Here is a 7,681-nt window from a genome sequence, read left to right as displayed (position 1 = left end):
CACCAAGAGCTCTTACAGAAAGTGAAATACAAAATATTTTTAATAATTTGGAAGCAGAAGCTAAAGAAGCAAAGAATTCTAAATTGTATGAAGTTGGTGAAATAGTGGCTGTTACAGATGGTCCTTTTGAAACTTTCATGGGTACAGTAGAAGAAATAGATCAAGAAAAAAATAGGTTAAAAGTTTCAGTTTCAATATTTGGTAAAGCAACTCCAATAGAACTAAATTTTAATCAAGTAAAGAAAAATGATTAAAAGTTGGACTAAATACGGTTTATTAATTACTTAAGCTGTATTGTACTAATGTTCAGGATGTCATTGTTGCGGGATAATGAGTCGTCATTGCAAGCAGACGTAGGCTGCGTGGCAATCTAGAAGAAATAATAAAAAAATTCTGATTTACAGAATTTTTTTCTTCCTTGCTTTGTCAAAACTTACAGCTTTTCCTCGCAATGATGGGAAAAACGATCCATGCAATTGTTACAAAGTAATATTAATTTAAGAGAAAAATAAGGATATTTATAAATGTCTCAGAAAGCAATAAAAGGTTATATTAACTTGATAATTCCGGTTGCCGGAGCCACCCCTGCTCCTCCTATAGGACCGGCCTTAGGACAAAGAAAAGTTAATATTGCAGCATTTTGTAAAGATTTTAATGATGCTACGCAAGGTATGGAAAAAGGAGTGCCTTTGCCGACTGTAATTACTGTTTATGAAGATAGTAGTTTTTCTTTTAAAATAAAAACTCCTCCTGCTTCTTACTTTTTAAAGAAGTATGCTAAAATTACTAAAGGTTCTAGTGCTACTAAGAAAGAAGCCGTAATAGGTAAAGTTACTATGGATGATTGTCGTGAAATTGCAAAGTTAAAAATACCTGATTTAAATACAAAAAATATTGAAGCAGCAACAAAAATTATTTGTGGTAGTGCTGCATCTATGGGACTTGAAGTGGTAGGGAATTAATTATTATGTCAAATAAGAAAGATGTTGCTGTAAAAATTAGCGGCGGTAAAAAAATAAGAGAAGCTAGAGAAAAAGTAAAATCAGATACTTTATATAATTTAACAAATGCAGTTGAACGATTAAAATCAGCATCATATGTTAAATTTGACCCAACCTTAGAAATAGTTATGAAGCTTGGAATTGATCCTAGACATTCCGATCAAATGGTACGCGGTGTAGTTAATTTACCTGCCGGTACAGGCAAAACTGTAAGAGTTGCCGTTATTTGTAAAGAAGAAAGAGAAGAAGAAGCTAAAAGTGCTGGAGCAGATTTAGTAGGTTCAACAAATATCATTGATGAAATTAAATCAGGGAAAATTAATTTCGATGTATGTATAGCTACTCCCGATATGATGGTAGCTATAGGTTCAGTTGCAAGAATTTTAGGACCAAAAGGTTTAATGCCTAACCCTAAACTTGGTACCGTAACTTTAGATATTAAAAATGCTATTAAAAATGCTAAAAGCGGTCAGGTAGAATATAGAGCAGAGAAAGCAGGTATAATTCATGCAGGGCTTGGAAAATTATCTTTCTCAGACCAAGATTTATTAAAAAATTTAAATGCGTTTATTGAGGCAGTAATTAAAGCAAAACCTGCCGGATTAAAAGGAAGTTATTTAAAAGCAATGTATTTATCTTCTACTATGGGAGCATCGGTACAAATAGATTTAACTAGTATAGCATAATTTTTATAGCCGTTTAACGGTAGTATAGTAATAATAAAAAAATAATAAAAAAATTTTGTTATTTTAAGCATTTGTATCAGTTTAAATATATTAAACTGTATTATAAAAGGAGAATTAAAAGGTGTTAAGATCAGAAAAACCGGTAGCAGTAGAGGATATTGTAAATATTTATAAAGAATCGCCCTCTGTAATTATTACTCATTATCACGGGTTAACAGTTAGTCAAGTGAGTTCGCTTAGAGAATCACTTAAATCTAAAGAAGCAGGTTTTAAAGTAGTTAAAAATACTTTAGCAAAAATAGCTGCAAATCAAACAGGGCTTGATAGTATTGCTAATTTATTTGCGGGTCCTACTGCTATTGTTTATTCTAAAGAACCGGTTGAGATGGCAAAATTAGTAGTTAATTTTGCTAAGGCTAATTATAATCTTAAGATTATTGGTGGAATAGTCGATAATCACGTGTTAGATGAAAATTCAATAAAAGAACTTTCTAAGCTACCTTCACTTAATGAGCTTAGAGGTAAAATTGTTGGGTTATTACAAGCACCGGCTACTAAGTTTGTAGGTGTTTCACAAGCTCCGTCTTCGAGTATGGCGAGAGTAATACAAGCACATGCTAGTAAAAATTAACTTAAAGGTTACTGCATCAGATATTTTAATTGATAATTAAAGAGCTTTTATAGTGGAAATTAATAAGATTTTTGTCGAAATAATTGTTCTTATTTTAAAAAAATCTTATAATTTGTAGCAAAAAAAGAATTTAATTAACTTTAAAATACCTGATGCAGTAATCTCTCAATATAAAAAAAAGGAAAAAGGGAAAAATTATGGCAGATTTAGCTAAAATTGAAGAACAATTATCATCATTAACATTAATGCAAGCAGCTGAGCTTGTGAAAATGCTAGAAGAAAAATGGGGTGTATCTGCAGCAGCACCTGTAGCTGTAGCAGCTGCTGGCACTGCAGCTCCTGCGGTTGAAGCAGTTGCTGAAAAAACTGAGTTTGAAGTAGTTTTAACAGCTGCCGGTGACAAGAAAGTCGAAGTAATTAAAGTTGTGAAAGATATCACGGGTCTTGGTTTAATTGAAGCTAAGAAATTAGTTGATGAAGCTCCAAAGCCGATTAAAAGCAATGTGAAAAAAGCAGAAGCTGAAGAAATCAAAGGTAAGTTAGAAGCTGCTGGAGCAAAAGTTGAATTAAAATAATTATTTCTGCATTAGGTCCTGTAAAGAAAAATTATTCGTATTTTTAGATATTTTTAAAGTAAAAATTAATAAGATTCTTGCTGGAACAGTTATTTCTATTCCAAAAAAATCTTATAATTTTCAATAAAAAACAACTAAATATAGATTAATTTTTCTTTACAGGACCTAATGTTTTTTGCATTACAGATGAAATATTTTATAGCTTTAAATTAAATTCTTAAAATCTAAAAAGCCTTATTTTAGTAATTAATTTTGAATAAGGCTTTTTTGTTTAAAAATTATTTTAAAGCTAATTTAAGTTATTTTTTTGAAATAGGATAAAGCTATTACATTAAAAATTTTATTAATTAAAATAATTTTGTTAACGTACCATACGTCTAGAAATTTAAATTATTGAAATTTTCTAGGTTCTGTGAACATTTATAATTGATTTTTAGTGAAAATTAATAAGATTTTTGGGAGTATAGTTGTTACTATTTCAAAGAAATCTTATAATTTATAGCTAAAAAGAGCTATAATTATGATTATTCTATTATAAAATGCATAGAACAATCACTTCAATACGGGCAGTAATTTTATCAGTCAGGAGATTATATGGTTTCATTAAGGGATAATATAGAAGCACAACCCTTGTCACATAATAGAAGAATAAGAAAAAATTTCGGTCACATAAATTTAGTAGCAGATATACCGAATTTGATTGAAATTCAAAAAAATTCATATGAAAAAAACTTTCTACAGTTAAATATTAAAGATTCTGAAAGAAAAAACAAAGGTTTACAATCTATATTAAACTCAATTTTTCCTATTTCAGATTCCTCCAATATTGCTAATTTAGAATTTGTAAAATATGAATTCGATACTCCAAAATATGATGTAGAAGAGTGTAGTCAAAGAAGTTTAAGTTATGCTGCTCCTCTTAAAGTTACTTTAAGATTAAGTATTTGGGATATAGATGAGGATACCGGTGCTAGAGAAATTAAAGGGATTAAAGAGCAAGAAGTATATATGGGTGATATCCCATTAATGACTAAAAACGGTACTTTTATTATCAACGGTACGGAAAGAGTGGTTGTATCGCAAATGCATCGCTCACCTGGCGTGTTCTTTTATCATGATGAAGGAAAAGTTCACTCTTCCGGCAAGCTTTTATATTCTGCTCGTGTTATTCCATATAGAGGGTCTTGGCTTGATTTAGAATTTGACTCTAAGGATGTTATTTATTTCAGGATTGATAGAAAAAGAAAGCTTTATGCTACTACTTTGCTTAGAGCTATAGGTATGAGTACTGAAGAAATTATAAAATTTTATTATAATTCAGTAACTTATAAGCTTGTTAAAAATAAAGGTTGGGCGGTTAAATTTATACCTCAGCATATTACTGCTCATCGTTTAACAAGTGATTTAGTAGATGCAGATACCGGAAATGTTCTACTGAAAGCAGGACAAAAAATTACCCCACGTTTGGCTAAAAAATATTTTGGGGAAGGGCTTAATAATATTTTAGTAGCTCATGAAACTTTAATCGGCAAATATCTATCCGAAGATTTAAGAGATCCTGCAAGCGATGAAGTATTAGCAAAAATCGGTGAAATGATTACTGTTGATATGTTAAATGTTATTAATGATCTTAAAATTAAAAATGTTAACGTATTAGTAATCAATCCTCAATCCGGTCCATATATAAGGAACACCTTATTTGCTGATAAAAATCAGGATCGCGAGGCAGCATTATGTGACATTTTCAGAGTTTTAAGACCGGGCGAACCTGCTAATATCGAAGCGGCTGAAAGCCTGTTTTATAATTTATTCTTTGATGCGGAAAGATATAATCTTTCAGAAGTCGGGCGAATAAAAATGAATTCTAGGTTAGAGCTGAATATTTCTGAAGAAGTTACGGTTTTAACAATTGATGATATTAAAAATATCGTAAGAGTTTTAGTAGAGCTTAAAGACGGTAAAGGTATCATAGACGATATTGATCATTTAGGTAATAGAAGGGTTAGATCAGTAGGTGAATTGATAGAAAATCAATTTAGAATAGGTTTAGTCCGAATGGAAAAATCTGTAATTGAAAGGATGTCGGCAGGTGATGTTGATACCGTAATGCCTCATGATTTAGTAAATTCTAAAATTTTAGTTTCAGTAGTAAAAGAATTTTTTAGTACCTCCCAATTATCCCAATTTATGGATCAAACAAATCCATTATCGGAAATAACTCATAAAAGAAGGCTGTCGGCACTCGGACCTGGAGGTCTTAGTCGAGATCGAGCAGGTTTTGAGGTGCGTGACGTACATCCGACTCATTACGGTCGTATTTGTCCTATTGAAACACCTGAAGGTCAGAATATCGGGTTAATTAACTCTATGGCTACTTATGCTAGAATAAATAAACATGGTTTTATAGAGAGTCCGTATAGGAGAGTTAAAAATGGGCATGTAACCGATGAAGTGGTATATCTTTCTGCTATTGAAGAAGGTAAATACAAAATAGGACAAGCAAATTCTAAAGTTGATAAAGACGGAAAGCTGCAAGGAGAGTTTATTAATTGCCGAGTTGAAGGCGGTAATTTTGTAATGGTAGAACCGCATGAGGTAGATTTCATTGATGTGACTCCTATGCAGGTAGTATCGGTTGCGGCTTCTCTTATACCTTTCTTAGAAAACGATGATGCTAACCGTGCTTTGATGGGTTCAAACATGCAAAGACAAGCCGTTCCTTTAATTAAAACGGATGCACCTTTTGTAGGTACCGGAGTTGAAGGGGTAGTAGCTAAAGATTCCGGAGCGTCAGTGCTTGCATTACATGACGGTATTGTTGAGCAGGTAGATTCAAATAGAATCGTGATTAGAACTCTAGAACAAAAAGTTGACGGTTCTCCTTCGGTTGATATTTATAATTTATTAAAATTCCAAAAATCCAATCATAATACTTGTATAAATCAAAAGCCTTTAGTTAAGGTCGGTCATTACGTTAAGAAAAACGATATTATAGCTGACGGTCCTAGTACGGATAACGGTGAAATTGCTTTAGGTAGAAACGTGCTTGTGGCTTTCTTACCTTGGAACGGTTATAATTTTGAAGATTCAATTTTAATATCCGAACGTATAGTAAAAGAGGATGTATTTACATCTATTCATATTGAAGAGTTTGAAGTAATAGCTAGAGATACACGCCTTGGTCCTGAAGAAATTACCCGTGATATACCGAATGTAAGTGAAGAAGCATTACGTCATCTTGATGAGGTCGGAATAATTTATGTAGGTGCAGAAGTAAAAGCCGGTGATATTTTAGTCGGAAAAGTAACACCGAAAAGTGAATCGCCTATTACTCCTGAAGAGAAGCTACTACGTGCTATTTTCGGGGAAAAAGCTTTTGACATAAAAGATTCATCGCTGTATGTACCTTCCGGAGTTAGCGGAACTGTAGTAGAAGTAAGGGTATTTTCTCGTAGAGGTGTAGAAAAAGACCAGCGAGCTATTGCTATTGAAAAACAACAAATTGAAAAATTAGCAAAAGACAGAGACGACGAATTAGAAATTATTGAGCATTTTGTGTTTAGTTGGCTTGAAAAGCTTTTAGTAGGGCAGGTGATTATTAACGGTCCTAAACAAGTAAAAGCAGGACAAACAATTACTAGTGAAATGCTAAAAAGTTTATCTAAAGGGCAATTTTGGCAGCTTACCGTGGAAGATGCAAATGTAATGAATGAAATAGAGCAGATAAAGACTCATTATGATGAGAAAAAAGATGCCCTCGATAAAAGACTCGCTACTAAAGTAGAGAAATTGCAAAGCGGTGATGATTTACCTCAGGGAGCTTTAAAAGTAGTAAAAGTATTTATTGCAACTAAGCATAAATTACAGCCCGGGGATAAGATGGCAGGAAGACACGGAAATAAAGGTGTTATTTCACGTATCGTACCTGAAGAAGATATGCCGTTTTTAGAAAATGGAACTGTAATAGATATCGTTCTTAACCCTCTAGGTCTTCCGTCACGTATGAATATAGGACAGATTTTAGAAACGCATCTTGGGTGGGCATCAATAAATTTAGCAAAAAAAATATCCGAATTAGTCAAGGAATATAAAAATAAGCATATAGGTATTGAGCAGATTAAGAAATTCTTACTTGAGCTATACGGAGAGAATATTAATTATGTACTTGAAAGATCGGAAGAAGAGATTATCTCTTTCTGTAATAAAGTAAGTAAAGGGGTACATTTTGCAACTCCTGTATTTGACGGAGCAAAAGTTCAGGACGTTAAAGATATGCTAAAACTTGCCGGTCAAGACCCTTCAGGACAAGTGAAATTAATTGACGGTAGAACCGGTGAATATTTTGACCGTCTAGTAACCGTCGGACAGAAATATTTGCTGAAATTGCATCATTTAGTCGATAATAAAATTCACTCCCGTTCTATAGGACCTTATAGCTTAGTAACGCAGCAACCGCTTGGAGGTAAGTCTCATTTCGGCGGACAGCGTTTCGGGGAAATGGAATGTTGGGCATTACAAGCTTACGGTGCAGCTTATACGTTACAGGAAATGTTAACGGTTAAGTCGGATGACGTAAACGGTAGGATCAAAACTTATGATTCTATAGTACGCGGTGAAAATAATTTTGAATCAGGCATTCCTGAATCATTTAATGTTATGATAAAAGAATTTAGATCTTTATGTCTTAACGTAAAGCTTGAAGTAACTTAGAGTTAAGTGTATACTCGGTCAATTTCAAAAATTGGCTACGTCGTCTAGCAAGTTCGCAGGTAGCAACGTATTAAGTAT

The 7,681-nt window shown here is 32.8% G+C and carries 6 protein-coding genes; all 6 read left to right on the top strand.

The features are described 5' to 3' along the window. Positions 1-254: KOW motif-containing protein (locus REIS_RS02335; protein ID WP_008579657.1), on the top strand; the 254-nt coding region annotated here is incomplete at its 5' end. 270 nt (positions 255-524) lie between these two features. Further along, a complete protein-coding gene (gene rplK / locus REIS_RS02330; RefSeq protein WP_008579656.1) occupies positions 525-962 on the top strand; it encodes a 50S ribosomal protein L11 in 438 nt (145 codons plus the stop codon). A gap of 5 nt (positions 963-967) precedes the next feature. Further along, positions 968-1,687, top strand: a complete 720-nt coding sequence (rplA, locus tag REIS_RS02325) for a 50S ribosomal protein L1 (protein WP_008579655.1) — start codon at positions 968-970, stop codon at positions 1,685-1,687. A 121-nt stretch (positions 1,688-1,808) separates the two neighbouring features. Next, on the top strand, positions 1,809-2,318 hold the full coding sequence (gene rplJ, locus REIS_RS02320; protein WP_008579654.1) for a 50S ribosomal protein L10: 510 nt from the start codon (positions 1,809-1,811) through the stop codon (positions 2,316-2,318). Positions 2,319-2,515: 197 nt separating this feature from the next. Beyond that, a complete protein-coding gene (rplL, locus tag REIS_RS02315; protein ID WP_008579653.1) occupies positions 2,516-2,893 on the top strand; it encodes a 50S ribosomal protein L7/L12 in 378 nt (125 codons plus the stop codon). 594 nt (positions 2,894-3,487) lie between these two features. Beyond that, entirely contained in the window at positions 3,488-7,603 is a 4,116-nt protein-coding gene (gene rpoB / locus REIS_RS02310) for a DNA-directed RNA polymerase subunit beta (RefSeq protein WP_008579652.1), read from the top strand. The last annotated feature ends 78 nt before the right edge of the window (positions 7,604-7,681 follow it).

This window comes from Rickettsia endosymbiont of Ixodes scapularis (assembly GCF_000160735.1).
Taxonomy (GTDB): domain Bacteria; phylum Pseudomonadota; class Alphaproteobacteria; order Rickettsiales; family Rickettsiaceae; genus Rickettsia; species Rickettsia tamurae.
This window is presented reverse-complemented; position numbering and strand designations above follow the sequence as displayed.